Below are 26,092 nucleotides of genomic sequence, written 5' to 3'. Positions count from 1 at the left end.
CCGCTGACGCTATACTGCTTTTTTCCTTATCTCATCACTCTCAGAAAGGATCTATGTTCGTTTTCGCGATCGTGGCGCTCTTCGCCTACTCCCTCAGTCTTGCACTTATCATCCCCAGCTTACTGAAACGTAACAGCGGCTGGCGGCGATTTGCTGTCCTGTCCGCCTGCGTTGCGCTGATTGCGCATGCTGTCGCGCTGCAGCAGCGGATATTTGCTATCGACAGCGGGCAAAATCTCAGCTTACTTAATATCGGATCGCTGGTGAGCCTGCTGATTTGCGCCATTATGACTATTGTGGCTTCACGTAACCGTGGCTGGCTGCTGCTGCCGGTGGTTTATAGCTTTGCGTTAATTAATCTGGCGTTTGCCACCTTTGTCCCGAATGCCTTTATTACGCACCTCGAGACCACGCCGGGCATGATGGTGCATATTGGTCTGTCGCTGTTTGCTTATGCCACGCTGATTATTGCCGCGCTCTATGCGCTGCAGCTGGCGTGGATCGACTATCAGCTGAAAAACAAAAAGCTCGCCTTTACGCAGGATATGCCGCCGCTGCTAAGCATTGAGCGCAAAATGTTTCATATCACGCAGATTGGCGTGGTGCTGCTGACGCTGGTGCTCTGCACCGGGCTTTTCTTCATGGATAACCTGTTCAGCGCAGAGAACATTGATAAAGCGGTGCTCTCCATTCTTGCCTGGTTCGTCTATATCGTGCTGCTCTGGGGGCACTACCGTGAAGGGTGGCGCGGACGGCGCGTGGTCTGGTTTAACTGCGGCGGTGCGCTGCTGCTGACCATGGCTTACTTCGGCAGTCGCGTACTGCAGCATCTTCTCACTTCCCACTAAGGAATTTTTCGTTGGAACATGTTTCAACCACCACGATGATTATCATTCTTGTCATCATGGTGCTGGTCTCAGCGTACTTCTCCGGCTCTGAGACCGGCATGATGACGCTCAACCGCTATAAGCTGCGGCACAAAGCGAAAAGCGGTAATCGTGCAGCGCGGCGCGTTGAGAAACTGCTGCGCCGGCCCGATCGCCTGATTAGTCTGGTCTTAATCGGCAACAACCTGGTCAATATTCTCGCCTCCGCACTGGGGACTATCGTAGGGATGCGTCTGTATGGTGATGCCGGGGTTGCTATCGCCACCGGCGTGCTGACCTTTGTTGTTCTGGTTTTTGCTGAAGTCCTGCCTAAAACTATCGCAGCGCTCTACCCTGAAAAAGTGGCCTACCCCAGCAGCGTTTTACTGGCGCCGCTGCAGTATGTGATGCTGCCACTGGTCTGGCTGCTTAATACCATTACGCGCATGCTGATGCGTATGGTGGGGATTAAAACAGAGGGCTCCGTAAACTCCGCGCTGAGCAAAGAGGAGCTGCGCACCATTGTCTACGAGTCGCGCTCGCTGATGTCTCGCCGTAATCAGGATATGCTGCTCTCCGTGCTCGATCTGGAAAAAGTCAGCGTGGATGACATCATGGTGCCGCGCAATGAAATTGTTGGTATCAATATCAATGACGACTGGAAATCGATTGAGCGTCAGCTGAGTAACTCACCGCATGGGCGTATTGTGCTGTTTCGCGATTCGCTGGACGATACCGTGGGCATGCTGCGCGTGCGCGAAGCCTGGCGCATGATGACGGAAAAAAAGGAGTTCAATAAGGATCGTCTGCTGCGCGCGGCTGATGAGATCTACTATGTGCCGGAAGGCACGCCGCTGAATGTGCAGCTGGTTAAGTTCCAGCGCAATAAGAAAAAAGCGGGTCTGGTAGTGGATGAGTATGGCGATATTAAGGGGCTCATCACCATCGAAGATATTCTGGAAGAGATCGTTGGCGACTTTACTACCTCCATGTCCCCTTCTCTCGCAGAAGAGGTGATGCCGCAGAATGATGGCTCGGTGCTGATTGAAGGCAGCGCTAACGTGCGCGAAATCAATAAGGCGTTCAACTGGACGCTGCCGGAAGAGGAAGCGCGCACCATTAACGGCATGCTGCTTGAGGCGCTGGAAGAGATCCCGCAGACCGAAACGCGGGTACAGGTTGGCAGCTATGACATCGATATTCTCGACGTGCAGGACAACATGGTGAAGCAGGTGCGGGTTACACCGCAGCAGCCGCTGAAAAGCTCAGTGGGATCGTGATACAAAAAAACGCCGCAGAATATGCGGCGTTTTTACAGAAAGGGCTAATCAGATATGCAACTCTTTCAGCTTCTCTGCTGGCAGCTTCAGATCTTCGTTGCGATTAATACCGATCTCGTGTGACAGAACATTACGCGCAATCTGCTGCGCTTCGTCCAGGGAGTGCAGCTTGTAGCTGCCACACTGATACTCATTAAGCTCCGGGATCTGATTCTGATCTTTGACTTTCAGAACATCTTCCATCGCCCCTTTCCACGCCTGCGCCACGCGCTGCTCGTCTGGCGTGCCGATCAGGCTCATGTAGAAACCGGTACGGCACCCCATTGGAGAGATGTCTACGATCTCCACGCCCTCACCGTTGAGGTGATCGCGCATAAAGCCGGCAAACAGATGCTCCAGCGTATGGATCCCGCGCTCGGTCAGAATGTCGATGTTTGGCCGGCAGAAACGCAGATCGAAAACGGTGATGGTATCGCCATGCGGAGTTGTCATGGTCTTTGCCACGCGTACTGCCGGCGCGGCCATGATGGTGTGATCAACGGTAAAACTGTCCAGTAGTGGCATACGTCACCTCCTGTTTGAAAAATTTTTTCTGAACGATGAAACTTTTCTCGTCGTTCTGCGTCTGAATATATGAAAGACGCGCATTTGTTATCATCATCCCTGACAACAGAGATGTTAATTTTGGCCACAGTGATGTGGCCATTTTCTTTTTCAGCCTTCCCGACCTGCCAGATAATCCTCAAAGCTTATGCTATCACTCGCTTCCAGCGCCTGCTGTGCAGCAACAGACTCCTGCGCCTGCTGAGTGAAATCCGCTTCGGTCAGAATTTCCAGTGGCTCCGCGCAGAGCATCTGCCGGTACTGCTCCGCCAGTGCAACACCTGCTCCGGTCAGGCCGTTCTCTTTAATAGCGTGAAGAATGCGCGCCGAGTAGGTTAGCTCAGGATCGTCAAAAGAAGCTACCAGTTGATCGCATACCTGCTGATATTGCGTGCTGCCCTCATTGCTATCCAGCACTTCCGCGACGCGACGCAGATCGGCAAAGAGCGCTTTGCCTACTTCAACCAGCGAATGTTCAGTGTCGCTGCAGCCAACGCCAATAACCAGCCCTGGCTTACGTCCTTCCATCACCACGCGGTTCCAGTTTTTGCGACTGCAGAGCAGCTCGCTGGCGCTCAGTTCAGGGGCATCGGCCAGCGTACACCAAATCAGGAACAGATCGAGGAAGCGCGCCTGATCGGCATCCACACCTACCGGTGAGAACGGATTGATATCAAGCGAGCGCACTTCAATATACTCAATGCCGCCACGCAGCAGCGCATCAGAAGGGGCTTCTCCCGAACGGGTAACGCGCTTCGGACGGATAGGCGCATACAGCTCGTTCTCAATCTGCAGTACATTAGTATTAAGCTGCAGCCAGTTGCCTTCAGCATCTTTGACGCCCATGGCTGCGTACTCTTCAGAAGGGGTTTTGATTGCGGCCTTCAGCGCGCTCACATACCCTTCCAGCGAGTTGAAGGTAATACCGAGATTACTTTGTGACTTATTGGTATAACCCAGGTCACTCAGGCGCAGAGAGGTCGCATACGGCAGCCACAGCGTATCTTTACCATCCGTTTCAAACGGCAGCTGGCTCTCACGCCCCTGAAGAAATGAGGAGCTGATCGCCGGCGAGGCACCAAACAGATAAGGGATCACCCAGCCGAAACGATAATAGTTGCGGATCAGGCGCAGATAGCCCGCAGAGATGGTCTCTTTACCGCTCTCAGCATCTTTTACATCCGCCCACTCCTGCCAGAAAGAGAGCGGCAGCGAGAAGTTGTAATGCACGCCAGAGATAATCTGCATCAGCGCGCTGTAGCGGTTTTTCAGCCCCTGCCGGTAGAGGGTCTTCATCTGGCCCACGTTTGAACTGCCATACTGCGCCAGCTCAATTTTATCGGTATCGTCAACGTGACCGGGCATACTGAAGGGCCACATGCGCTCTTCACCCAGCTGTTTTGCCACATGGCGATGGATGTCGCGCAGGAAGGTCAGCGAGCGATCGATATTTTTATCGACCGGCGTAATGAACTCCAGCAGCGTTTCCGCAAAATCCGTGGTGATCCAGTCATGCTTCAGCGCCGAGCCAAGCGATGCCGGATGGCCGGTAGTAGCCAGATGACCATCGGGCCCGACGCGTAACGTTTCGCGTTCGATGCCACGGCCGATACCCTTTAACGCGTCGGGATGCGCTTCCAGCCAGGAGAGCGCTTTTGATACGTCCGGGATCACATTAACCTCCCGCTGTGAGAATAATTTATTTTTGTTCAGCATAATGTTAACCGTAGCCTCGAATCTGTGCGAATCAATGCCACCACTCCATACCCTGTATTGTGGCGATCGCGATAAAGATATAACGCAGCGTTTTGCCGAGAGCGAGAAACAGCATGCAAGGCAGCCAGCTGAAGCGCAACCAGCCTGCGAGAACGCAAAGCAGATCGCCAGCAACCGGCAGCCAGCTAAAGATCAATGCCGCAGGGCCCCATCGGTGTAACCACGTCAATGCTGTGTCATGCCATCGCCCCTGCCCGTTCTGCGGCATAAGGCGACCAAGAAAAATGTTGGTCAGGCCACCCAGCGTGTTTCCCACTGATGCAGCCAGCAACAGGCCATATACCGATCCTTTCTGAGCAACCAGCAGCGCTATCAGTACAGCTTCTGAACTGCCCGGAAGCAGCGTGGCGCTCAGAAAGCTGCTGCCCAGCAGCGAGCCATAAATCAGGAAATCATTCACGGTAATGGCATATCGCACGTACGACAAAATGAGCCATTACTTTAGCTTAATGCGCTCAGGTTGTCGCCAGGCAGGCTTAACCGCAAATGCTTTGAAAGCATTAGGAATTTTCGTTTTCAGAAAAAGGTCAGGGAACAAAACCGGGCATAAATGGCGGTAAATGCAGCATTTTTCAAAACAGAGTACAAAAGAGAGTCAGCATTCCTATTAACGCCAGTGAACTCTGGCGGCGCTAAAATCGCTGAACAGAGACGGGTTAATTGCGAAAGCGGCTGGTACTGCCGGGGAGATTTGGAGAGCACAGCCCGGGTGCTGAAGCTGTCGGTAACGGGTTTAACTGAAGCATATGGGGAAAAAGCAGAGAATGGTGCATCCAGGAGGATTCGAACCTCCGACCGCTCGGTTCGTAGCCGAGTACTCTATCCAGCTGAGCTATGGATGCATTGAGGTATTTCTTACGATGGACTAACTGCAACAAGCCTGAAATGATACAAAGAATGGTGCATCCAGGAGGATTCGAACCTCCGACCGCTCGGTTCGTAGCCGAGTACTCTATCCAGCTGAGCTATGGATGCATTGAGGTAATTCTTGTATTACGCAGGGTGCTAACAACTCACCATGAAAGGAACTGCTCGTTCACTCTTTAACTTTATCCGCTACCATCTAAAAGATGGTGCATCCAGGAGGATTCGAACCTCCGACCGCTCGGTTCGTAGCCGAGTACTCTATCCAGCTGAGCTATGGATGCATCGGAAATGGCGGTGAGGCGGGGATTCGAACCCCGGATGCAGCTTTTGACCGCATACTCCCTTAGCAGGGGAGCGCCTTCAGCCTCTCGGCCACCTCACCTTACGCGTTCTTCCGAACCGTGCTTCTGAACTTGTTTCTGCTCATCGGCACTGCGTGGCGCACATATTACTTTCCCGGACTTATAAGTCAAACAATTTCTCCCGACTTTTTTCACTCACGCGTTCGATTGCACAAATGACGCACAATTCGGCTGATTTAACGGCGAAAAGGGTGATTTATCAACAGCAAAAGCCAGAGCAGTAATGAAAAAAGCGAGGAAGCTAAAACAGAAATAAACGGATGGAGGGAGCAGAAAGGTAGCGTCTCGCCCATGAGCGAGACGCTGAAAACGTTAGTAACCCGTGGTTTGTGTTTTTTCAGCCTGAATACGCTGATAAATCTCTTCACGATGTACCGATACTTCTTTTGGCGCATTAACGCCAATGCGGACCTGGTTACCTTTAACGCCCAGCACCGTTACAGTCACCTCATCGCCAATCATGAGGGTTTCACCAACTCGACGAGTTAGAATAAGCATTCTTTGCTCCTTGAAAGATTAAAAGAGTCGGGCCTGTTCGGGCTCCCGGCCATATCCATCATATACCGCTGAACAATACCTATGACAAATACACCATTGTGATTTGTCACACCAATACATTCTGCTGATAATCAGTTTAGCCGAAATACACTACATCGACCGGACTTTGTCATTACCTGGTGTCCATTGCACTAAAAAGCGCCGGAACAGACGTTCCTGGCGCTATACAACGCTTAATTTTAATTGTTACAGCCGGCTGCTTACCCACTCCTGTACGCCTGCCAGCGCGCCTGCCAGCGCCTGCGGATTGGTACCGCCCGCCTGCGCCATGTCAGGACGTCCACCGCCTTTTCCGCCCACCTGAACGGCCAGCGCGCTAATCAGCTCACCTGCTTTCACGCGGTCGGTCAGATCTTTGGTTACGCCTGCAATCAGCGAAACCTTACCTTCTGCTACCGTTGCCAGTACGATCACGGCAGACCCAAGCTGGTTTTTAAGGTCATCCATAATCGTACGCAGCATTTTCGGTTCAGTGTTACTCAGCTCACTTACCAGCAGTTTAGCGCCCCTGATTTCAATGGCGCTGCTGCTCAGCGATGCGCTCTCCTGGGCTGCCTGCTGATCGCGTAGCTGCTGCAGCTCTTTCTCCAGCGCGCGTACGTTATCCACCAGACCGCGCACCTTCTCACTGAGGTTGCTGCTGTTGGCCTTCACCACCTGAGCAATGTCAGCCAGCTGATCGCTCTGTGCATGCAGCTGAGCAATTGCCGCTTCACCGGTCAGCGCTTCGATACGACGAATACCGGCAGCCGTGCCCGACTCAGACTGAATGCGGAACAAGCCGATATCACCCGTGCGCGCAGCGTGCGTACCGCCACACAGCTCCACTGAATATTCGCCCATGCTGACCACGCGCACCCGCTGATCGTACTTCTCGCCAAACAGCGCCATCGCCCCACGCGCTTTAGCCTCTTCCAGATCCATGATATCGGTCTGAATCAGCAGGTTGCGGCGGATCTGTGCATTGACGATATCTTCAACTTCACGGATCTGCTGCGGCTTCATCGCTTCAGAATGGGAGAAGTCAAAACGCAGATATTTATCGTTATTCAGCGAGCCTTTCTGCCCGACGTGATCGCCCAGCACTTCACGCAGTGCTTCATGCATCAGGTGCGTTGCCGAGTGATTCAGGCGAATACGTGCCCGACGTGCTTCGTTTACCTGCGCCTGCAGCGCATCACCGATACGCAGCTGACCATGAGTGAGCTTACCGATATGTCCCAGTGCTTTGCCATACTTTTGCGTATCCTGCACGCTAAATTCAGCATTCTGCCCTGTCAGTACGCCAGTATCCCCCACCTGCCCGCCTGATTCACCGTAGAACGGCGTAGCGTTCAGGATCACGACAGCATCCTGTCCCGCGGTGATCTGTTCTACTGACTGACCATCAACAAACAGCGCTTTAATCGTGGCGTTCAGCGTCAGCTCTTCATAACCTTTAAATTCGGTTACGGCATCAACGCGAATAACGCTATTGTAGTCCGCGCCAAAGCCGCTGGCTTCGCGCGCGCGCTGGCGCTGCTGCTCCATGGCGGCTTCAAATCCCGCCTCATCAATCTTCAGATTACGCTCGCGACAGACGTCAGCGGTTAAATCCGCCGGGAAGCCAAAGGTGTCATAAAGACGAAAGACGGTTTCACCATCCAGCGTGTCGCCGCTCACTTTTGCCAGCTCATCATCCAGCAGCGCCAGACCACGCTCCAGCGTTTTAGCAAACTGCTCCTCTTCCGCTTTCAGCGCATTTTCTACCAGTTTCTGCTGACGCTTCAGATCTTCACCCGCAGCGCCCATGACCTCAATCAGCGGTGCCACCAGCTTATAGAAGAATGCTTCTTTCGCGCCCAGCATGTTGCCGTGGCGGACCGCACGACGAATGATGCGACGCAGCACATAGCCACGGTTCTCATTCGATGGCATGACGCCATCGGCAATCAGGAAGGCGCAGGAGCGGATATGATCTGCGATAACGCGCAGCGATTTGTTATTGAGGTCGCTTGCGCCAGTGACCTGAGCAACAGATTTGATCAGCTGCGCAAAGAGATCGATCTCATAGTTGGAGTTCACATGCTGCAGGACTGCCGCGATACGCTCCAGCCCCATGCCGGTATCCACCGACGGCTTAGGCAGCGGTTGCATGGTGCCGTCAGCCTGACGGTTGAACTGCATAAACACGATATTCCAGATCTCAATATAGCGATCGCCATCCTCTTCCGGGCTGCCCGGCGGGCCTCCCCAGATATGGTCGCCATGATCGTAGAAAATTTCAGTACAGGGACCGCACGGACCGGTGTCGCCCATCTGCCAGAAGTTATCAGATGCGTATGCGCTGCCCTTGTTGTCGCCAATACGAATAATGCGTTCGCGCGGCACACCGATCTGGTCAGCCCAGATATCAAAGGCTTCATCATCGGTTTCGTAAACGGTTACCCATAAACGCTCTTTTGGCAGGCTGAACCACTGCTCACCCGTCAGCAGTTCCCAGGCATAAGCAATCGCCTCCTGCTTGAAATAGTCGCCGAAACTGAAGTTGCCCAGCATTTCAAAGAAGGTGTGATGGCGTGCGGTATAACCCACATTTTCCAGATCGTTATGCTTGCCGCCTGCACGCACGCAGCGCTGCGAGGTAGTCGCACGCGTGTAATCACGCTTGTCCTGGCCAAGGAAAACGTCTTTGAACTGCACCATGCCGGCATTGGTAAACAGCAGCGTTGGATCGTTATTCGGTACGAGGGAGCTGCTGGCTACAACCTGATGTCCCTTGCTATGAAAAAAGTCGAGAAACGCTTGACGGATCTCAGCAGTGCTCTTGCTCATAAAATTCCTGGAATCACGCTAACGAACGTTCCCTTTCGCTGACAAACCCTGTCTATCCGGTCCGTCGCTGACTGAGGAACAAAAAGTGGGAATAAGATAAAATTTCTGCAATAGGAAGTAAAATCACATTGCCTTTCAGTCGTCACTATTTCTGAAAACCGCCTGAATATCTTCCATCATAAAGCCTTTTGTCATCAGAAAACGCTGTACTTTGCTTTTTTCTGCCCAGGTTTGCGGCAGCGGCTCGCCAAACTTACGTCTGGCAAGCTCTGCAGCACACGCTGTCCAGTCTACGTCACTTTCTGCCAGCGCCTGATTGATCTCGTCGCGTCCGATGCCTTTTTGCTGCAGCTCCATCCTGACGCGCTGCGGACCATATCCTTTGCGCGCCCGGCTCTGGATAAAACGCTCAGTAAATCGATTATCGTTCAGCCAGCCATTTTCCTGACACCAGTCGAGCACTTTTTCCAGCAGCTCATCCGGAATCGGGATATTTTCCTGCTGCTGCAGATAGGCCGCACGCTGGCCGGAGAGCTGCAGTTTGCGCTTCAGCTCGCTGCGGCTGTGATCGCGCTGTGAAAGCAGGCGCATAGCGCGGTCAAGTAAACGGGAGAAGTCAGGCACCGGTGCCTGTGATGATGTTGATGACATACACATTAGCCTTACTGTTGGTAACGGACAGGGTAAAGCATGGGGGGCAGAGAGCGGAAGGCGTGCAGAGGAGTAAAAAAGAAAACGGGAGCATTGCTGCTCCCGCTGATATTAAAAGTCTTCGTTAGTTTCGCCTGCTTTTTCAAGCTCAGCGTCAGAAGGCTCTTTAGTATTTGCCTCTGCTGTCGCACCTGTCAGCAGCGCCTCACGCAGTTTGCTGTCAATCTCGTTCGCAATTGCCGGGTTCTCTTTCAGGAAGTTGGTCGCGTTTGCTTTACCCTGACCAATCTTATCGCCGTTGTAGCTGTACCACGCACCGGCTTTTTCCACCAGCTTGTGTTTCACGCCCAGGTCTACCAGCTCACCAAAGGTGTTGATCCCTTCGCCATACATGATCTGGAATTCTGCCTGCTTAAACGGTGCAGCGATTTTGTTCTTCACCACTTTCACGCGCGTTTCGCTACCTACCACTTCGTCGCCCTCTTTGATCGCACCGATACGGCGGATATCAAGACGAACGGAGGCGTAGAACTTCAGCGCGTTACCACCGGTGGTGGTTTCCGGGTTACCGAACATCACACCAATTTTCATACGGATCTGGTTGATGAAGATCAGCAGCGTATTGGACTGTTTCAGGTTACCTGCCAGCTTACGCATCGCCTGGCTCATCATTCGTGCCGCCAGACCCATATGCGAGTCACCGATCTCACCTTCGATTTCCGCTTTAGGCGTCAGCGCCGCAACGGAATCAACGATGATGACATCAACGGCACCTGAACGTGCCAGCGCGTCGCAGATTTCCAGCGCCTGCTCACCGGTATCCGGCTGTGAACAGAGCAGATTATCGATATCCACGCCCAGCTTTTTCGCATAGACCGGATCCAGCGCATGCTCAGCATCGATAAAGGCGCAGGTTTTACCTTTACGCTGTGCAGCCGCAATAACCTGCAGCGTCAGCGTGGTTTTACCAGAAGCTTCCGGTCCGTAGATCTCTACGATACGGCCCATCGGCAGACCACCCGCACCCAGTGCGATGTCCAGCGACAGGGAGCCGGTAGAAATAGTTTCTACATCCATCGAGCGGTCTTCACCCAGACGCATGATGGAGCCTTTACCAAATTGTTTTTCAATCTGGCCCAGTGCGGCAGCTAAAGCCTTCTGTTTGTTCTCGTCGATCGCCATTTACACTCCTAATCATGCCGGGTGAGCAAACACTGGCTGTGTCCGCTCGTTCTGTTGCCAATAATTATACTGTATAATCATACAGTATCAAGCCTAATTTATCAGAAATTGATCAAGCAGCGTCTGCAGCGCCCACGCCACCGACTGGCGCCGCACCGCCTCGCGATCGCCTGCAAAAACACAGCGTTGCGCAAAGATACCTTCCGGTCCGGCAAGGGCAAACCAGACGGTGCCCACGGGTTTATCTGCGCTGCCGCCGCCCGGTCCTGCAATGCCGCTTACAGCGATCCCATAAGGTGCCTGCGCCGCCTGACACGCGCCTGCCACCATCTCACGTACCGTCTCTTCACTCACTGCGCCATAGCGCGCAAGCGTGCTCGCCTGCACGCCTGCCATCTGCTGCTTGGCACTATTACTATAGGTGACAAATCCGCGCTCAAACCAGGCAGAGCTGCCGCTGATATCTGTGAAAACTTTGGCAATCCAGCCGCCGGTACAGGATTCAGCCGTCGTCACGCTGGCGTGGCGCGCTATGAGCTTTTCGCCAATCTGACGGCTTAACTGCTGCAGCTGTTCATCATTCATCGCTTTCTCCTTTTGCGGCGCAACGTTAGCAGTAAATGGAGCGGCAGACGGCGCTTTTCAACCAGCAGCAGTGAAATTTGCGCCCCTGCTTCCGCTGCCTCCGGTCCGGTTTCATGCCATCCTGACCGGATGCGGGGAAGCGCACAGCAGCGTGCCGTTGCCGCGTGCCGGATCGGCCGGAGTCAGTACCGCTTAATCAAGCATAGTCGCGATCTGTGCCAGGCAGGCGCTGACGTTCAGCAGTGAGTGAGACCGGAGGTGTTCAGTACAGAGGGTGGCGCAGCAGGAACCGAAAGCGGGAGGCGTAAATACCTTCAGGGTAAAAAACAGGACGGCCTGCGCCGTCCGGCCATCAGCTCTTTTTCACAAACTCAGATTTGAGTTTCATCGGGCCAAAGCCCTCGATTTTGCAGTCAATATTGTGATCGCCTTCAACCAGACGAATACTTTTGACCCTGGTACCAATTTTCAGCACCGAAGAGCTGCCCTTTACCTTTAAATCTTTGACCACGGTGACGCTGTCGCCATCTGCCAGCGTATTGCCATTGGCATCGCGTACCAGCAGCGTATCGCTCGCTTCTGCCGCGCTGGCAGACCAGATATGGCCGCACGACGGGCAGTTAAGGTTGTCGCCATCCTGCCAGGTATAATCAGCCTGAGACAGCGGACAGGCGGGTAAATGCTCCATAAGTGCTCCTGATAATCTGCATGCGGTGAAATGGCACCGCAAAGAGGGTGCCATATTATATCCTCACACTTTATAAGGACAGCATTAAAGCAGATTGCCCTGCCGCGCTTTGGCGACCTCCTCTCCCAGCTGCCATACGGCCATCGCGTAATGGGTGCTGTGGTTATAACGCGTAATCACATAGAAGTTAGGCAGGCCGTACCAGTACTGATAGCTGGTGCCCAGATCGAGTCGCAGCAGGCTGGCTTCGCTGTTGCCATTCAGTGAGCCCTGCGGGGTCAGACCGCTCGCCGCCAGCGTGGCAACCGGATAACGCGTTTTGAAGCCATTCTCCAGCGCGGGTGCCTGTCCGCTCGCCGGTACGGCGACTGTCTCACCGCTGCGCCAGCCGTGCGCTTTGAAATAGTTTGCGACACTGCCAATCGCATCAACCGGATCCCAGAGATTGGTATGACCATCTCCGTTGAAATCCACCGCGTACTCTTTATAGGATGAGGGCATAAACTGGCCATAGCCCATTGCCCCGGCAAAGGATCCGCGCAGATCCAGCGGATCGTCCTGTTCGGTGCGCGCCATCAGCAGAAAGGTCTCCAGCTCGCTGCTGAAATAGGCGGCGCGGCGCGGATAGTTAAACGAGAGCGTCGCCAGCGCATCCAGCAGACGAGTTTTGCCCATCACCCGGCCCCAGCGCGTCTCAACGCCGATAATGCCGACGATAATTTCCGGCGGTACGCCATAAACCTGCTGCGCCCGCTGCAGAGCATCTTCATACTGATTCCAGAACGCTACGCCATTCTGTACGTTATCGGGCGTGATAAATTTTTTCCGGTAGCGCAGCCAGGCGCCGTTTGGCCCCGCTGGCGGCGTATAGCTCGGTGCCTGCTGATCCATCAGGCGCAGTACGTAATCAAGCCTCTTTGCCTGGCCGATAACCGCATGCAGCTGATCGCGATCAAAACCATGTTTCGCTACCATCCGATCGATAAATTGTTCTGCTGCCGGGTTGCCGGCAAAGTCACCAAACATCGGCTGAACCGCATGCGACGAATCCAGCAGGAAGCCGCCTTTAGGTGCCGGCACAACATCGCCTTGCTGATGAGGCGCAGGCTTGCTGCTGCAGGCAGCAAGCAGGAAAAACAACGGAATGAGGGCAACCTTAATACGCATTAGATATCCATAAGCGAGCAAAAAACCTGAACGCATATGGTAGTCGTTCAGCGCATTAACGGACAGAGTAATGTCGTAACTTTACGCGGTGTGTGCGCCCCTCAGGACGAGGTGGCGCACGTAACGGTTCAGGGTACCAGCAGCACTTTGATCGATTCGCGACCTGATGCCATCGCAAACCCCTGCTCCCACTCCGCCAGCGGAAAACTGTGCGTAACAATGCCTTCTGCGGTGAACCATTTTTTCTCAAAAAAGCTGATGACCGTTTCATAGCAGTGCGGGCCAAGATGTGAGCCGCGCACATCCAGCTCTTTGCGGTCGCCAATGATCGACCAGTCTACCGTTGCAGGCTTACCAAACACGCTGAACTCGACATAGCGGCCCATGCGCCGGATCATCTGCAGTCCCTGATTAACTGCCAGTGGGTTGCCGGTCGCCTCTATATAGATGTCGCAGCCGTAGCCGTCAGTGAGTTTGCGCACCTCCGCATCCACATCCTGCTCCAGCGGGTTGAAAACCAGATCGGCCCCCAGCTTTTTCGCCAGCGCCAGACGTTCCGGAATGGTATCCAGTACAATAAACAGCTTGGGGTTTTTGAGGCGGATAGCCTGAATCATGCCGGTGCCGAGCGGGCCAGCCCCTGCCAGCACCACCACATCATTGAATTCAATCGCCGCGCGGTTCACCGCGTGGACCGCACAGGCGAAGGGCTCAATCAGCGCGCACTCTTCGTGCGTCAGCGTATCAGGAATTTTATGCACCCGGCTGTTGGCTTTGAACAGCATATATTCGGTCATACCGCCATCAGAGTCCTGCGTCTGAAAGCCGTAGATGTCGTGCTTTTCGCACATCCAGTATTTGCCATCTTTGCAGAAGCGGCACTGATTACAGGGAATAATCTGTTCAGCGATGACGCGGTCGCCAGGCGACACGCCAAAATGCTCCAGCGCGCCCTCGCCATATCCGACGACCGTGCCATAAAACTCATGCCCCACCACTACTGGCGTTTTAACCCAGGCTTTTTCCGGATTACCATCTCCCCAGTACATTGGCGCCCCGTGCCAGCAGTGGACGTCAGACGCGCAGATACCACATGCCCCCACTTTTACCAGCAGCTCGCGTGCTTTTGGCTCAGGCAGCGGTAAGGTTTCCAGGCGATAATCGCGCGGGCCATAGTTCACCAGGCTTTTGATCTGTTGCGGCAGAATATTCATAGCGTATCCTTTTCGATAAATGTTAACGTCAACATTGAATGACAGAGAGAGAGCCCGCAGGCTATCTTAACGGTGTGCTTTACGCTTAACGGAACTCAGCCAGATCGCGCCCAGAATGATCCCGCCTTTAATCACAATCTGCACATAGGGTGAAACCCCCATCAGATTCAGGCCATTATTGAGGATGCCGAGCATCATCGCGCCCACCAGCGTCCCAAGAATGGCACCTTTACCGCCAGCTATTGCCGCCCCGCCCAGCACGACAGCAGCGATCGCATCCAGCTCAAATCCGTTACCGGCGTTGGGCTGTCCGCTCATCAGACGCGAACTGAGCACAATACCGGCCACCGCCGCCGTGAGTCCGCTGATGATATATACCCAGAGCTTGGTGCGTGAGACACGGATACCGCTCAGGCGCGCGGCCTCTTCATTGCCGCCCAGAGCGTAGACGTGACGACCAAAGGGCTTCTGGTGCAGCAGGATCCACGCCAGCAAATAGACCACCAGCATGATTAAAATGGGCACCTGAATACCCAGCAGGCTGGCACGGCCAAACATCATGAAGCTTTCCGGCAGGCCGGAGATGGGATATCCCCCGGTATACATCAGCGCCAGTCCCCGTGCGATCCCCATGCTGGCGAGCGTAACGATGATGGGCGGCATCCGCAGCCAGGCGATACAGCCGCCGTTCAGGGCGCCAAAGCCCATACCGATCAGCAATCCAGCCAGCACCGCCAGCGGCATCGGAATTCCCGCCACCATCAGACCGGCGGCCACTGTGCCGGAGAGCGCCATCACCGATCCCACCGACAGGTCGATCCCGCCAGTTAAGATGGCACAGGTCATTCCCACGGCAATAATGGCGTTGATAGAGACCTGACGCGCCACGTTGCTGAGGTTGTTCGCGGTCAGAAAGCTATCGTTGAGAAAAATCATCACAATAAACAGCAGCACAAAACCGACAAACGGCAGGAAGGCGGGATGGTGCAGACAGCGGTCAAGCCGGCCGCGCCTGCGCGACGTTTGTGACAGCATGGAATTAGAGAGAATACTCATGATGCGTTCCCCGTAGCGTGTAGCATGATGGTTTCAGCGTTGATTGCCGTATCGTGAAGCTCCTGCGCAATATGTCCGTTGCGAAACACCAGCACCCGGTGGCAGAGGCCAATAATCTCCGGCAGCTCAGAAGAGATGACGATGATGGCGATGCCCTTACGGGTCAGCTGCTGCATCAGCTGATAAATTTCCATTTTTGCCCCCACATCGATACCGCGTGTGGGTTCGTCAAAGATCAGCACCTTGCAGTCATTATTCAGCCAGCGCGCAATGACCACCTTTTGCTGATTGCCGCCGCTAAGCGTATTCACCTCCTGCTCCGCTGACGGCGTTTTCACGCCAACCCTGCGGATAAGATCGCTGACCACTTCACGCTCGCGCACATGGTGCAGAAATCCGCCGTGGGTGATCTGCCGGTTCAGCGTGATGTTATGCGCCACGCTAAACGGCAGTACCAGCCCTTCGGTTTTGCGGTTTTCCGGCAGCAGTCCGATCCCCTGCTCTAAGGCATCGGCGGGCGTACGCAGCCGCAGCGGCTCGCCATTCAGGCGCACCTCCTTTTGCCAGCACGCCTGTGCACCCAGCATCGCGCAGGCGGTTTCGGTGCGGCCCGATCCCACCAGCCCGGCAAAGCCGAGAATTTCTCCGGGCCAGAGCTGAAAAGCGTCTGCGGGTCCCTGGCGCTGGCGCTGCAGATTGACGTCCAGCAGCGGTAGCGTTGCCGCCGGCAGCGGCAGCTTATTGGGGAAATGCTGTGCCACCTGACGGCCCACCATCATTTTTACCAGCTGCTCGCTGCTGCAGTCGCTCACCGGGAGGGTGCCAACATAGCCTCCGTCGCGCAGTACCGTGATGGTGTCGCATACCGCAAAGATCTCCTCCAGATGATGCGAGATGAACAGCATGCCCACCCCCTGCTGTCGCAGGTCGCGCATCACCCGGAACAGATGCTCAGCTTCACCCGGCGTCAGCGTTGCCGTAGGTTCATCAAGGATCAGGATCCGCGCATCCAGCGCCAGCGCTTTGGCAATCTCAACAAACTGCTGCTGCGCCACGCTGAGGTGCGTTACCGCAATGTCCGGATCGAGTTCAACCCCCAGCCGCGCCAGCAGCGCCAGCGTACGACTGCGCATCGTCTGGCGATCCAGCCATCCCCAGCGGGTACGCTGTTCGCGATTCAGAAAAATATTCTCGACGGCATTAAGACCCGGTATCAGCGAGAACTCCTGAAAGACAATTCCCACGCCAGCTGTTATCGCCTGACGATAGCCAGCAAACTGCTGCGGCCGATCGTCGATAGCGATTTCGCCGCTGTCAGGCTGATAAATACCGCTCAGGATCTTCATCAGCGTGGATTTACCCGCCCCGTTTTCACCGAGCAGCGCATGGATTTCACCGGCGTGCAGCGTCAGGTTGATGTTGTTTAACGCGCGTACGCCCGGAAATGATTTACTGATTCCGCTGAGTTGCAGTAACGGCATGGCAGCGCCTCCCCGGAGTGATTACCAGCTAAAGCCGCTGGCGTTCTCTTTCGTGATCAGTTTTACGTCAAGCGGTACTGCAGCCGGCACCTGACTTCCCCAGTGCTTCGCCATCGCCACGCCCAGCCCCAGCCGTACCATGTCACGCGGGAACTGCGCAGAAGTTGCAATAAACGGCGATCCCGCTTTCTCAATCTCTTTCACCGCTTCCGGCTGACCATCGACGCTGACCAGTTTCACATCTGCGCCGTTCGCCTGAATCGCCGCCAGAGCCCCGAGCGCACCGGTATCGTTGACGCTAAAAATGCCGGCCAGATCCGGCGCTGCCTGCAGCATATTTTCGGTAACGCTTAGCGCAGTATCACGCTCCTGTTTGCCGTTCTGACGGTTAACGATTTTGATGCCGGGATATTTCTTCATTGCATCTTCAAACCCTTTAACGCGTTCGATGATCGGCACCACCGGAATACCATCAAGAATGGCGACCTTACCTTTACCGCCCAGCGCTTTCGCCAGAAACTCTCCGGCCTGCAGGCCGGCATCATAATTTTTGGAGCCAACAAAAGAGTCGATTGGGCCTTTAGCCTGAGCGTCAATCGCCACTACCACTACGCCCGCTTTTTTTGCCTCGTTTACCGCGTTTTCCACCCCGTTGGTGTCCGCCGGATTAATCAGCAGGATGTCGACTTTTTTCTGCAGCATATCTTCAATGTCGTTGATCTGCTTTGAGACATCGTGACGGGCATCTGCCTCAATCACCGTAGCCCCCATGCTGCCGGCTGCAGCCTTGAGCGCTTCCTGCATGGTGACAAAATAGGGGTTATTCATCTCCTGGAAGGACATGCCGATAGTCAGCGGCTTTGCTATCGCCAGTGCAGATGCCAGCATTAAAGGGGTCGTTACACAGAGCGCCAGCAGGGTGTTCAGTTTGCCTTTCATAATTTTCTCCGGGTCTTTTCAGTTAACTGCTTATCGTCGTTACGAAATAAAGCCGGTACAGGAACACTGCGCAACCACACCTGAAATGTTGACGTTAACATAAAGATAAAAACGTCCTGTATGCCAGGAATACGCTATCTGAGGATTGTTAAATTCATCGCCACAGACATGAGATCAAAATTTAAACACCTGAAATGACAACGTCAACATTCTCAGATGGACAAGTTTAAGATCCTTGCGGCATGTCACATCTTATTAACATCGCTTTCAGTGTTGTTACAGAAAAAACCCGGCAGGCGTCTGAAACTAAAGGTTTTTCAGGAAGCCATTAAGCATCACGCGGGTTTCGTAGGGACGGCCCTCAATAGCAGAGATGATATTTTCTGACACCACCCGCGCCCACTGGCCGGTATCATGAGCGACATAAGGAATAACCTGATTAAAATCTTCGGCGCAGGGTACTTCATCAACAGAGATAAAGCCGGTGTCGTGCATTCCCCACTTGTTGGCCAGATTAATAGCCGCCAGCGTAATCATGCCGTTTAATCCGACAATTGCATCGTAGCGTTCATGGGTGGTAGAGAACCATGACTGAATCATCGCCTTAGCATGTTCGTAGCGGTAGTCGGTATAAAGCGTGTGCAGAGTAACGCGCTCGTCAATCCCGCTTCGGATCCCGTCAATACGCTGCCGGGTAATGTGAGAGTGTTCGCTGCCGCCAATGACCAGCACATTGCGAAACGCTTTTTTCATTATCGCTTCTGCAACCAGCTCACCGGCACGGCTGTTGTTGATATAGACCGCCGGCAGCAACGTATCAAACTGACGATCCAGCTGGATAAGCTGGCTTGAGGAGTGGCGCACCACGTCGATATGGCTTTTATCGTAGCGGTCAGAATCCTCCACTACCGACAAAATAATCCCGGCCGCTTTATAGCTGACCAGCGTCTGCAGCGCGCGCGCCTCAATCTGCCGGTTGCCGTTCGTGGTAAAGAACATGACCGAATAGCCTTTGGCATCTGACAGGCGGCACACCTCTTTGATGATATGGGAATAAACAATATTAAAGGTATCGTCGGTAACCACGCCGATAATAGGGCTCTGGCTGGCTTTGATATTGCGGGCAAACGCGTTAGGCACATAGTTAAGCGTGCGTGCTGCGGCCAGGATCCGCTCGCGCGTTTCGGGTTTAACCTTATCAGGGGCAGTAAACACGCGTGAAACGGTAATATTGGTTACGCCGGCAATCTGCGCAATATCTTTAATGGTGGCCGCTTTGGTACTTTTTCGGGTCATAACATTCGCTATCGGCAGTGTCAGCAGGAGTAACGCGATGGTAGCAGCTTTCGTGAAATGTTGACGATGACATTTTGCGCCCTCAGCGCAGAAACAGTACCGGCTCATTCTGCAATTCTGAAGCCTGCCCGAAGAAACAGCCCTGCGCGCCGGTTTTCCTGCTATACAGACTCCGTTATCATAATCAGCACGTACTCGTGAACACATTCAGGTTACTGCCCGCCCTTCAGCCAGCCTCTGGCAACCACGCTGAGCCTTAAGAGGGGCAGATAAAAGAGAATCAGAATCATGTATCGCGCTGCTTATGTTTAAACATGGACACCCTAATACTATGAGTACATTAGAGAATATCAGCGCTCACACGCCAATGATGCAGCAGTATCTGCGCCTGAAAGCCGATCACCCTGACATCCTGCTGTTCTACCGCATGGGCGATTTCTACGAGCTGTTCTTTGATGATGCAAAGCGCGCCTCGCAGCTGCTGGAGATCTCGCTGACCAAACGGGGTGCTTCAGCCGGTGAGCCCATCCCGATGGCCGGTGTGCCCTATCACGCCGTAGAGGGCTATCTGGCAAAGCTGGTTCAGCTGGGCGAGTCAGTAGCGATTTGCGAACAGATTGGCGATCCGGCGCTGAGCAAAGGCCCGGTTGAGCGCAAGGTGGTGCGGATTGTCACCCCTGGCACTATCAGCGATGAAGCGCTGCTGCAGGAGCGCCAGGATAACCTGCTGGCCGCTATCTTCCAGAGCCAGCGCGGCTTTGGCTACGCCACGCTGGATATCAGCTCCGGGCGTTTCCGCCTGAGCGAACCGGGCGACGCTGAAGCGATGGCAGCAGAACTCCAGCGCACGAATCCTGCGGAGCTGCTCTACCCTGAAGACCTGCAGGCGATGTCGCTTATTGACCAGCGCCGCGGGCTGCGGCGGCGTCCGCTGTGGGAATTTGAGATCGACACCGCGCGCCAGCAGCTGAATCTGCAGTTCGGCACGCGCGACCTGCGCGGATTTGGCGTGGAGCAGGCGCATCTGGGACTGCGCGCTGCGGGCTGTCTGCTGCAGTATGCCAAAGATACTCAGCGTACCACACTGCCGCACATTCGTTCCCTGAGCATGGAGCGCCAGCAGGATAGCGTGATCATGGATGCGGCCACGCGCCGTAATCTTGAAATCACCCAGAATCTGGCCGGCGGGATCGATAACACGCTGGCAGCGGTCCTGGATAAAACCGTCACGCCGATGGGCAGCCGTATGCTGAAGCGCTGGCTGCATATGCCGCTGCGTGACCTTACGACAATTGTCCGGCGTCAGGATGCGATTGCAGAATTGCTGTCGCTGAGCGACGCGCTGCAGCCGGTCCTGCGTCAGGTAGGCGATCTGGAGCGCATACTGGCACGCCTGGCGCTGCGCACCGCGCGCCCGCGCGATCTGGCGCGCATGCGGCATGCGTTTCAGCAGCTGCCGGAAATCAATCAGCTGCTGGCCGGAGCAGAGGCGGAACGGCTGGTGAGCCTGCGCACGCAGACGGGCGAGTTTGCTGAGCTGCGTACGCTGCTGGAGCAGGCAATTATTGAATCACCGCCGGTGCTGGTGCGTGACGGCGGCGTCATCGCGCCTGGTTACAACGCTGAACTCGATGAGTGGCGGGCGCTGGCTGACGGTGCCAGTGACTACCTTGACCGGCTGGAGATCCGCGAGCGGGAAAAACTGGGGCTGGATACGCTGAAAGTCGGCTTTAACGCGGTACATGGTTACTACATTCAGGTCAGCCGCGGTCAGAGTCACCTGGTGCCCATCCACTATGTGCGCCGCCAGACGCTGAAAAACGCCGAGCGCTATATCATTCCTGAGCTGAAAGAGTATGAAGATAAAGTTCTGACCTCCAAAGGCAAGGCGCTGGCGCTGGAAAAAGGCCTTTATGAGGAGCTGTTCGATCGCCTGCTGCCGCATCTTGAAGCGCTGCAGCTGAGCGCGGCCGCGCTGGCCGAGCTGGATGTACTCGCCAGCCTGGCAGAGCGCGCCTGGACGCTGAACTACTGCCGGCCGGTGCTGCAGGAGAAAGCGGGTATCCGCATTACCGCAGGCCGGCATCCGGTGGTGGAACAGGTGCTGAAAGAGCCCTTTATTGCCAACCCGCTCTCGCTGTCGATGCAGCGGCGCATGCTGATCATCACCGGACCAAACATGGGCGGTAAAAGCACCTATATGCGTCAGACCGCGCTGATTGCGCTGATGGCGTGGATAGGCAGTTTCGTACCGGCTGAAGAGGTCGTGATTGGTCCTGTCGATCGCATCTTTACCCGCGTCGGTGCGGCAGACGACCTTGCCTCCGGCCGCTCAACGTTTATGGTTGAGATGACAGAAACCGCCAATATTCTGCACAATGCCACGGAAAATAGCCTGGTACTGATGGATGAGATAGGTCGCGGCACTTCAACCTATGATGGCCTGTCACTCGCCTGGGCTTGTGCCGAAAGCCTTGCCAGTCGCATCAAAGCGATGACGCTGTTTGCCACCCACTATTTCGAGCTGACCACGCTGCCGGAAAAACTGGAGGGTGTTGTGAATGTGCATCTGGATGCGGTTGAACATGGCGATACCATCGCTTTCATGCACAGCGTGCAGGAGGGTGCCGCCAGCAAGAGTTATGGCCTGGCGGTTGCGGCGCTGGCGGGCGTGCCAAAAGAGGTAATCAAGCGCGCGCGGCAGAAGCTGAAAGAGCTGGAGGCGCTTTCCGGCAGTCAGAACGCCTCGGCAGCCAGCGGTGCGCAGCTGCCTCTGCTGGTGGCAGAGACCTCGCCGGCGGTGGACGCGCTGGAAGCGCTGGATCCTGACAGCCTGACGCCAAAGCAGGCGCTGGAGTGGATCTACCGGCTGAAAAGCCTGGTCTGATCGCAGCAAAAAAAAACGGTGACCAGACAGGTCACCGTTTTTGCTGCTGATTATGGCTTATTCACGAAACAGTGCTTCGATATTAAGGCCCTGTGTCTGCAGGATTTCCCGCAGGCGACGCAGCCCTTCCACCTGAATCTGACGAACGCGCTCGCGGGTTAACCCGATTTCGCGACCCACATCTTCCAGGGTTGCCGCTTCATAGCCTAACAGGCCGAAACGACGCGCCAGCACTTCACGCTGCTTGGCATTGAGTTCAAACAACCACTTAACGATGCTCTGTTTCATGTCATCGTCCTGCGTGGTGTCTTCCGGGCCGTTGTCTTTCTCATCGGCCAGGATATCCAGCAGCGCTTTTTCGGAATCACCACCCAGCGGGGTGTCAACCGAGGTAATACGTTCATTGAGACGCAGCATACGGCTCACGTCATCAACCGGCTTGTCCAGCTGCTCGGCAATCTCTTCCGCACTCGGCTCGTGATCGAGCTTGTGTGAAAGTTCACGCGCGGTACGCAGGTAAACGTTCAGCTCTTTGACAATATGAATCGGCAGGCGAATTGTACGGGTTTGGTTCATGATAGCCCGTTCAATAGTCTGACGAATCCACCAGGTAGCGTACGTTGAGAAACGGAACCCGCGCTCCGGGTCAAATTTCTCTACGGCACGAATCAGGCCGAGGTTACCCTCTTCAATCAGGTCCAGCAGGGCCAGACCACGATTGCTGTAACGACGGGCAATCTTCACTACCAGGCGTAAGTTACTTTCGATCATGCGGCGGCGAGAAGGAATATCGCCTCGTAAAGCACGACGCGCAAAGAAGACTTCTTCTTCTGCCGTCAGCAACGGGGAATAACCGATCTCTCCGAGGTAGAGCTGCGTCGCATCCAATACTCGTTGCGTCGCACCCTGTGACAACAGCTCTTCTTCTGCTACTTCGCTATCACCAGGTTCGTTCTCAACAAGAGCTTTCTCATCGAAAACTTCAGCTCCGTTCTCCTCGAATTCCGCATCTTCATGTAACTCATTAACTTTCAGCGTATTCTGGTTCATAAGCGGCTCCTACCCGTGATCCAAGGGCAGAACACCAAAGGTTCTGCCGGATTATCGCTGCGGTAAATAACGCAACGGATTTACGGATTTCCCCTTGTAACGAATTTCAAAGTGCAATCTAACTGAACTGGTACCGGTGCTACCCATGGTAGCTATCTTTTGCCCCGCCTTAACTTCCTGTTGTTCCCGGACCAGCATTGTATCGTTGTGGGCGTAGGCACTCAGATAATCATCATTATGCTTAATGATGATCAAATTACCGTACCCGCGTAACGCGTTACCTGCGTACACCACCCTTCCCGATGCGGTAGCGACAACAGATTGTCCGCGAGACCCGGCGATATCGATACCTTTGTTTCCGCCTTCCGCAGCAGAGAAGTTATCGATGATCTTGCCATCAGTCGGCCAGCGCCAGCTCCCCACCGGGGTTGAGCTATTTGAGGTGCTGCTGACTGTAGGCGGTGCGGTAACCGGAGCTGTGGTCGTTGCCACATTAGTTGCTCCTTTCGACGGTAGCATTTTCCCACCTGTCGAACCTGAATCATCAGAATACGTAATAACAGGTTGCTGTGCAACAGCAGGGGATTTTATTTGCGTTTGCGCCGTTGTTCCGGTGGCTCCGCTCTGGCTGGCATCGGCTGCTGTAATCGCATTTCCACCGGTAATTGTCTGACCGTTACCGTTGCCTACCTGCAGGGTTTGCCCTGCGCTCAGGCCGTATGGCGCGGGAATATTGTTGCGCTGAGCCAGATCGCGGAAGTCATTGCCGGTGATCCAGGCAATATAAAACAGGGTATCGCCATGTTTGACGGTATAGGTTTCACCGCCGTAGCTGCCTTTCGGAATATTCCCGTAATTGCGGTTGTAAACAATGCGTCCGTTTTCAGTCGCTACATTATTACTGGCACTAATCATTCCACCCGCAGGAGCAGCAGAAGATGTATTACTGCTTAACATTCCGCCCTGTGGCATAGCGGGCACCGGCGAACTCTGCCCGGAAACCATACCACCCCCTTGTGGAGCGACCATACCGCCGCCCTGAGGGGTCAGCATACCGCCGCCATTATTACTGCCAACCTGACTGATAGGCGCCTGCGTATTATCGCCAGAGCTACAGCCAGCCAGCCAGAAACCTACCAGTGAGACTGCCGCCAGACGGCGTAATTGAAATGCGGTGCTTCCTGTGCTCATTGCTCCCCCGTGATGGCAATACTGGTCAGAACTCTCTCGCGGCCTGAACCGCATAAATCTCTACGCGAATAGGCTCAAACGCGCATCGGTATCGAAAAAGAGGATAGTAACAATATCACCTGCGCCATGCCACGCTGTGATTGTGAAGAAATACGTAAGATCGCCCTTACGCCAGGTCACCCTGCACCAGCGGAACAAAGCGTACCGGCTCGATAATCTCTTCCGTCAGCTCGCCCTTGTGGCGGCGCAGACGCTTAAGCACCTGATGGTCCTCCCCCACCGGCAGCACCATTCTGCCACCCTTACCCAGCTGTGCTATCAGCGCAGTCGGAATTTCGGGGGGCGCTGCGGTAACAATGATGGCATCAAACGGCCCGCGCGCGGGCCAGCCGAGCCAGCCATCACCGTGCCGGGTAGAGATATTATGCAGGTCGAGCTGCTTCAGACGGCGTTTAGCCTGCCACTGCAACCCTTTGATGCGCTCAACGGAACAGACGTGATTGACCAGATGCGCCAGAATAGCGGTCTGATAGCCGGAGCCGGTGCCGATTTCCAGTACGCGGGAGTGCGGGTTCAGCTCCAGCAGCGCGGTCATACGCGCTACCATATAGGGCTGGGAAATGGTCTGTCCGTTGCCGATAGGGAGTGCCATGTTGTCCCACGCCTTGTGCTCAAACGCTTCATCTACAAAGCGCTCACGTGGTACATCCGCAATCGCCTGCAGCAGACGCTCATCTGTAATGCCCTGCGCCCGCAGCTGGGCTAACAGCGTGTCGATGCGCCGGTTTATCATGCCAGTGAGACCTCTGCCTGCAGCAGCCAGTCATGCAGCACGCTCTGCGCGGCGTGTGCGGTGAGATCGACATGCAGCGCCGTCAGCGAAACATAGCCGGCGTCTACGGCGGCAAAATCGGTGTCGGGGCCGGCATCAAGCTGTTTGCCTGGCGGGCCTATCCAGTAGAGCGGCTGGCCGCGCGGATCTTCAGTGCAAATCACCTGATCTGCCGGATGGCGGCTGCCGCAGCGCGTGACGCGAAAACCTTTAATCTGCGCCAGTGGCAAATCGGGCACATTAATATTGAGGATACGTCCGGTACGCAGCGGTGCCCGGGAGAGCGCACGCAGCAGCACGCAGGTTACGGCTGCCGCACTGTCATAGTGCGTATGACCATTCAGCGACACCGCCAGCGCCGGCAGGCCGAGATGGCGCCCCTCCATCGCAGCTGCAACGGTACCGGAATAGATCACATCATCGCCCAGATTGGGACCGGCATTGATGCCTGAGACCACAATGTCAGGACGCGGTTGCATCAGCTTATTCACGCCGAGAAAAACGCAGTCGGTGGGTGTCCCCATCTGTACAGCGATATCGCCGCTGGCATGCGTGAAGGTACGCAGCGGCGTTTCCAGCGTCAGTGAATTTGAGGCACCGCTGCGGTTGCGGTCGGGTGCCACCACCTGTACCTCAGCAAATTCCCGCAGCGCGTGCGCCAGCGTCTGAATGCCGGGCGCATGGATTCCATCGTCGTTACTCAGCAATATCCGCATCTGTTTCTGACCTTTGTTCATTCACCGGTCC

Annotated in this window: 22 protein-coding genes and 4 tRNA genes; 3 read left to right on the top strand and 23 right to left on the bottom strand. The window is 55.0% G+C overall.

Annotation, left to right across the window (positions count from 1 at the left end; all coding sequences use genetic code 11):
* Window positions 1–53: 53 nt before the first annotated feature.
* Complete coding sequence (locus F3J39_RS10760; protein WP_039379815.1) at window positions 54–848, top strand: inner membrane protein YpjD; 795 nt, start codon at window positions 54–56, stop codon at window positions 846–848.
* A gap of 11 nt (window positions 849–859) precedes the next feature.
* Window positions 860–2,146 carry an HlyC/CorC family transporter gene (locus F3J39_RS10755; protein WP_039379818.1) on the top strand — a complete coding sequence of 429 codons (1,287 nt, stop codon included), beginning with the start codon at window positions 860–862 and terminating at the stop codon, window positions 2,144–2,146.
* A gap of 48 nt (window positions 2,147–2,194) precedes the next feature.
* Here F3J39_RS10755 and luxS read toward each other — a convergent pair whose 3' ends face one another.
* From luxS to F3J39_RS10660, 19 genes are all read right to left on the bottom strand, one after another.
* The gene (gene luxS, locus F3J39_RS10750) at window positions 2,195–2,710 is read right to left on the bottom strand and encodes an S-ribosylhomocysteine lyase (protein ID WP_039379820.1); all 516 of its coding nucleotides are present in this window, start codon (window positions 2,708–2,710) and stop codon (window positions 2,195–2,197) included.
* 150 nt (window positions 2,711–2,860) lie between these two features.
* Window positions 2,861–4,465 (bottom strand): glutamate--cysteine ligase, encoded by a 1,605-nt coding sequence (gene gshA, locus F3J39_RS10745; RefSeq protein ID WP_039379822.1) that lies wholly within the window; start codon window positions 4,463–4,465, stop codon window positions 2,861–2,863.
* Between the two features lie 31 nt (window positions 4,466–4,496).
* Window positions 4,497–4,925, bottom strand: a complete 429-nt coding sequence (locus F3J39_RS10740; RefSeq protein ID WP_039379824.1) for a YqaA family protein — start codon at window positions 4,923–4,925, stop codon at window positions 4,497–4,499.
* A 365-nt stretch (window positions 4,926–5,290) separates the two neighbouring features.
* Window positions 5,291–5,367 (bottom strand) — tRNA-Arg (locus F3J39_RS10735).
* Between the two features lie 56 nt (window positions 5,368–5,423).
* A tRNA-Arg gene (locus tag F3J39_RS10730) sits at window positions 5,424–5,500 on the bottom strand.
* 96 nt (window positions 5,501–5,596) lie between these two features.
* Window positions 5,597–5,673: transfer RNA gene (locus F3J39_RS10725), tRNA-Arg, on the bottom strand.
* A gap of 8 nt (window positions 5,674–5,681) precedes the next feature.
* A tRNA-Ser gene (locus F3J39_RS10720) sits at window positions 5,682–5,774 on the bottom strand.
* A gap of 292 nt (window positions 5,775–6,066) precedes the next feature.
* Window positions 6,067–6,252: a carbon storage regulator CsrA gene (csrA, locus tag F3J39_RS10715; RefSeq protein ID WP_039379826.1), complete on the bottom strand. Its 186-nt coding sequence runs from the start codon at window positions 6,250–6,252 to the stop codon at window positions 6,067–6,069.
* Between the two features lie 246 nt (window positions 6,253–6,498).
* On the bottom strand, window positions 6,499–9,126 hold the full coding sequence (gene alaS, locus F3J39_RS10710; protein ID WP_166714164.1) for an alanine--tRNA ligase: 2,628 nt from the start codon (window positions 9,124–9,126) through the stop codon (window positions 6,499–6,501).
* 135 nt (window positions 9,127–9,261) lie between these two features.
* Entirely contained in the window at window positions 9,262–9,777 is a 516-nt protein-coding gene (locus tag F3J39_RS10705; RefSeq protein WP_223811772.1) for a regulatory protein RecX, read from the bottom strand.
* A 111-nt stretch (window positions 9,778–9,888) separates the two neighbouring features.
* Entirely contained in the window at window positions 9,889–10,959 is a 1,071-nt protein-coding gene (gene recA / locus F3J39_RS10700; RefSeq protein WP_039379830.1) for a recombinase RecA, read from the bottom strand.
* 93 nt (window positions 10,960–11,052) lie between these two features.
* Window positions 11,053–11,544: a nicotinamide-nucleotide amidase gene (gene pncC / locus F3J39_RS10695; RefSeq protein ID WP_039379832.1), complete on the bottom strand. Its 492-nt coding sequence runs from the start codon at window positions 11,542–11,544 to the stop codon at window positions 11,053–11,055.
* 352 nt (window positions 11,545–11,896) lie between these two features.
* A complete protein-coding gene (locus tag F3J39_RS10690; RefSeq protein ID WP_166714163.1) occupies window positions 11,897–12,232 on the bottom strand; it encodes a zinc ribbon domain-containing protein YjdM in 336 nt (111 codons plus the stop codon).
* An 84-nt stretch (window positions 12,233–12,316) separates the two neighbouring features.
* Complete coding sequence (mltB, locus tag F3J39_RS10685; RefSeq protein ID WP_113655787.1) at window positions 12,317–13,399, bottom strand: lytic murein transglycosylase B; 1,083 nt, start codon at window positions 13,397–13,399, stop codon at window positions 12,317–12,319.
* Window positions 13,400–13,527: 128 nt separating this feature from the next.
* Window positions 13,528–14,613 (bottom strand): alcohol dehydrogenase catalytic domain-containing protein, encoded by a 1,086-nt coding sequence (locus F3J39_RS10680; RefSeq protein ID WP_039379838.1) that lies wholly within the window; start codon window positions 14,611–14,613, stop codon window positions 13,528–13,530.
* 66 nt (window positions 14,614–14,679) lie between these two features.
* A complete protein-coding gene (locus F3J39_RS10675) occupies window positions 14,680–15,648 on the bottom strand; it encodes an ABC transporter permease (protein ID WP_039385622.1) in 969 nt (322 codons plus the stop codon).
* A 17-nt stretch (window positions 15,649–15,665) separates the two neighbouring features.
* Entirely contained in the window at window positions 15,666–17,150 is a 1,485-nt protein-coding gene (locus F3J39_RS10670; protein ID WP_166714162.1) for a sugar ABC transporter ATP-binding protein, read from the bottom strand.
* 21 nt (window positions 17,151–17,171) lie between these two features.
* Window positions 17,172–18,089 carry an ABC transporter substrate-binding protein gene (locus F3J39_RS10665; protein WP_071668534.1) on the bottom strand — a complete coding sequence of 306 codons (918 nt, stop codon included), beginning with the start codon at window positions 18,087–18,089 and terminating at the stop codon, window positions 17,172–17,174.
* A 306-nt stretch (window positions 18,090–18,395) separates the two neighbouring features.
* Window positions 18,396–19,385: a LacI family DNA-binding transcriptional regulator gene (locus F3J39_RS10660; protein WP_039385624.1), complete on the bottom strand. Its 990-nt coding sequence runs from the start codon at window positions 19,383–19,385 to the stop codon at window positions 18,396–18,398.
* A 331-nt stretch (window positions 19,386–19,716) separates the two neighbouring features.
* On the opposite strand from F3J39_RS10660, the gene mutS reads away from it, so the two are divergent.
* Complete coding sequence (gene mutS, locus F3J39_RS10655) at window positions 19,717–22,272, top strand: DNA mismatch repair protein MutS (protein ID WP_166714161.1); 2,556 nt, start codon at window positions 19,717–19,719, stop codon at window positions 22,270–22,272.
* A 57-nt stretch (window positions 22,273–22,329) separates the two neighbouring features.
* Here mutS and rpoS read toward each other — a convergent pair whose 3' ends face one another.
* The 4 genes from rpoS to surE form a co-directional block, all read right to left on the bottom strand.
* A complete protein-coding gene (gene rpoS, locus F3J39_RS10650) occupies window positions 22,330–23,322 on the bottom strand; it encodes an RNA polymerase sigma factor RpoS (RefSeq protein WP_039330767.1) in 993 nt (330 codons plus the stop codon).
* A 51-nt stretch (window positions 23,323–23,373) separates the two neighbouring features.
* On the bottom strand, window positions 23,374–24,513 hold the full coding sequence (nlpD, locus tag F3J39_RS10645; RefSeq protein WP_039379844.1) for a murein hydrolase activator NlpD: 1,140 nt from the start codon (window positions 24,511–24,513) through the stop codon (window positions 23,374–23,376).
* Between the two features lie 166 nt (window positions 24,514–24,679).
* Window positions 24,680–25,306, bottom strand: a complete 627-nt coding sequence (locus F3J39_RS10640) for a protein-L-isoaspartate(D-aspartate) O-methyltransferase (protein WP_166714160.1) — start codon at window positions 25,304–25,306, stop codon at window positions 24,680–24,682.
* A complete protein-coding gene (surE, locus tag F3J39_RS10635) occupies window positions 25,303–26,061 on the bottom strand; it encodes a 5'/3'-nucleotidase SurE (RefSeq protein ID WP_039385625.1) in 759 nt (252 codons plus the stop codon). The genes F3J39_RS10640 and surE overlap by 4 nt, the downstream gene beginning before the upstream one ends.
* Window positions 26,062–26,092 lie beyond the last annotated feature (31 nt).

The organism is Pantoea sp. Acro-807, from assembly GCF_011752675.1.
Lineage (GTDB): Bacteria > Pseudomonadota > Gammaproteobacteria > Enterobacterales > Enterobacteriaceae > Pantoea > Pantoea eucrina.
Note: the sequence above shows the minus strand (reverse complement) of the source record. Positions and strands in the feature narration are given on the sequence as shown.